Annotated in this window: 1 pseudogene; it reads right to left on the bottom strand. The window is 65.3% G+C overall.

The features are described from left to right. Positions 1 to 18 precede the first annotated feature (18 nt). A pseudogene (locus EOE48_RS28430) lies at positions 19 to 722 on the bottom strand (IS5 family transposase). Positions 723 to 854: the final 132 nt, after the last annotated feature.

Raw genomic sequence — 854 nt, 5'->3', positions numbered from 1 at the left:
CCTAGGGTTGAGACTCGATCAGCACCAGAGCGCGATGACGGCGGCCAGGGCGAGAGCCGAGGCGAAGTTGCGGGCGAGTTTGTCGTAGCGAGTGGCGATGCGACGGAAGTCCTTGAGGCGGCAGAACACCGCCTCGACCCGCCAGCGATCCCGATACCGCCGCTTATCCAACCGGATCTTGCGCTTGCGGGCGCGAGTGCCGGGAATGACCACGCTGATGCCCTGCTGGCGCAGATCCTGGCGCAGCCAGTCGGCATCGTAGCCCTTGTCGGCGATGAGCCGGCGCACGCGACCGGGCGCCTTGTCCAGCACGGCCGGCGCGGTCTTTACGTCGCTGGCGTTGCCGGGCGTGAGATGGATGACGCCTGGGCGGCCGATCACATCGGTGAGGACGTGGATCTTGGTGGTCGGCCCCGCCCGCGAAGGGCCGATCGCCTGATCGCGGGCCCCCCTTTTCCGCCGTGGGCGGCGCGCTGGGCTTTGACGTAGGTCGAGTCGAGTGCCGCCGCTTCGCCGGACCAGCCGGCTTTGGCAAGGGCCTCCAGCATCCCGGTCCAGAAGCGGAGGCGCGACCATCTGTTGAAGCGATTGTAGACGGTGGTGTGAGGACCGTACTCGCTCGGGCAATCCTTCCAGCGGCAGCCGCACTTGATGACGTGCAGAATGCCCGACAGGATGGTGCGGTCGTCCTTGCGACGAGCGCCAGGCTGGTTGGTTGGCATGAACGGTGCGATCACCTGCCATTGCTCGTCCGACAGCCAGAACAGCTCTGCCATGGCCTCCTCCATCTGGGAGGCGCCTGGAATCACATTTCCATCATCATTGCAATACCTTGAACAGGTTTAGACCCTAGC

It is taken from the genome of Methylobacterium oryzihabitans, from assembly GCF_004004555.2.
Classification (GTDB): domain Bacteria; phylum Pseudomonadota; class Alphaproteobacteria; order Rhizobiales; family Beijerinckiaceae; genus Methylobacterium; species Methylobacterium oryzihabitans.
Note: the sequence above shows the minus strand (reverse complement) of the source record. Positions and strands in the feature narration are given on the sequence as shown.